The sequence below is a fragment of the Mesorhizobium sp. M7A.F.Ca.CA.002.05.1.1 genome (assembly GCF_003998335.1).
Classification (GTDB): Bacteria; Pseudomonadota; Alphaproteobacteria; order Rhizobiales; family Rhizobiaceae; genus Mesorhizobium.
In genome coordinates this window covers 1-1,906 of sequence record NZ_RZQI01001052.1, presented here as the reverse complement: position 1 = coordinate 1,906, position 1,906 = coordinate 1, and the positions used below count along the sequence as shown (strand labels likewise).

Below are 1,906 nucleotides of genomic sequence, written 5' to 3'. Positions count from 1 at the left end.
GTGTCGCCCAGCGGGTCATTGCGTGACCATAGGATGGCAGCAATGTGCAGCCGCGCTTCAATCCAACCGCATTTCGGCAAACCGCATTTCGGGAGCAATCGCTGATGGCCAGAATTACCCGCGCCGCCTACGCGCAGATGTATGGCCCGACGGTCGGCGACAAAGTGCGCCTTGCCGACACCGAACTGTTCATCGAGGTCGAGAAGGATCTCACCATCCATGGCGAAGAGGTGAAATTCGGCGGCGGCAAGGTGATCCGCGACGGCATGGGCCAGAGCCAGGTTTCCAGAGCCCAGGGCGCCGTCGACACGGTGATCACCAACGCACTGGTGATCGATGCCAGCGCAGGCATCTTCAAGGCCGATATCGGGCTTCGCGACGGCCGCATCGCGGCCATCGGCAAGGCCGGCAATCCGGACACGCAGGATGGCGTCACCATCATCATTGGTCCCGGCACCGAGATCATCGCCGGCGAGGGCAAGATCCTGACCGCAGGCGGCTTCGACGCGCATATCCACTTCATCTGCCCGCAGCAGATCGAGGAAGCGCTGATGTCAGGCATCACCACCATGCTCGGCGGCGGCACCGGTCCGGCGCACGGCACGCTGGCCACCACCTGTACGCCGGGGCCATGGCACATGGCCCGCATGATCCAGTCCTTCGATGCCTTCCCGATGAACATCGGCCTGTCGGGCAAGGGCAATGCCTCCCTGCCCGCCGCGCTTGAGGAAATGGTGCTGGGCGGCGCCTGCTCGCTGAAGCTGCACGAAGACTGGGGCACGACGCCGGCGGCCATTGATTGCTGCCTGTCGGTCGCCGACGACTACGACGTGCAGGTGATGATCCATACCGATACGCTGAACGAATCCGGCTTTGTCGAGAACACGGTCGCCGCCATCAAAGGCCGCACCATTCATGCCTTCCACACCGAGGGTGCCGGCGGCGGCCACGCACCTGACATCATCAAGGTCTGCGGCCTGCCCAACGTCATCCCGTCCTCGACCAACCCGACGCGGCCCTACACGGTCAACACGCTGGCCGAGCATCTCGACATGCTGATGGTCTGCCATCATTTGTCGCCGTCGATCCCTGAGGACATCGCCTTTGCCGAAAGCCGCATCCGCAAGGAGACCATCGCGGCGGAAGACATTTTGCACGACATCGGCGCCTTCTCGATCATCTCGTCGGATTCGCAGGCCATGGGCCGTGTCGGCGAAGTCGCGATCCGCACCTGGCAGACCGCCGACAAGATGAAGCGCCAGCGCGGCTCGCTGCCGCAGGAGACCGGCAACAACGACAATTTCCGCGTCCGCCGCTACATCGCCAAATACACGATCAACCCGGCCATCGCGCATGGGCTGTCGAAAGACATCGGCTCGATCGCGGTCGGCAAGCGCGCCGACCTGGTGCTGTGGAACCCGGCCTTCTTCGGCGTCAAGCCGGACATGGTGCTGATCGGCGGCATGATCGCCGCAGCGCCCATGGGCGACCCCAACGCCTCGATCCCGACGCCGCAGCCGATGCACTACCGGCCGATGTTCGGCGCCTATGGCAAGGCCAGGACCAACTCGTCGGTGACCTTCGTTTCAAAAGCCGCGCTCGAATCAGGCCTGCACGGCAGGCTCGGTGTCGACAAGCAGTTCGTCGCCGTCGAGAACACCCGCGGCGGCATCGGCAAGCATTCGATGGTGCTCAACGACGCCACGCCGCATGTCGAGGTCGATCCGGAAACCTACGAGGTGCGTGCCGACGGGGAATTGCTCACCTGCGAGCCGGCTACCGTGCTGCCGATGGCGCAGAGGTATTTTCTGTTTTAGGATTGCTGCGCCCACGACGTATCGGACCCATCATGGACGAGCAAAAGAAACTTGCCTTAATTTCGAGGATGGGCGCGCTGCAAAAATAC

1 protein-coding gene is annotated in these 1,906 nt (G+C 63.3%); it reads left to right on the top strand.

The window, feature by feature from the left end; translation table 11 throughout:
- Positions 1 to 104: 104 nt before the first annotated feature.
- Positions 105 to 1,817, top strand: coding sequence for an urease subunit alpha (gene ureC, locus EN939_RS32315; protein WP_127271601.1), 1,713 nt, complete (start codon positions 105 to 107; stop codon positions 1,815 to 1,817).
- Positions 1,818 to 1,906 lie beyond the last annotated feature (89 nt).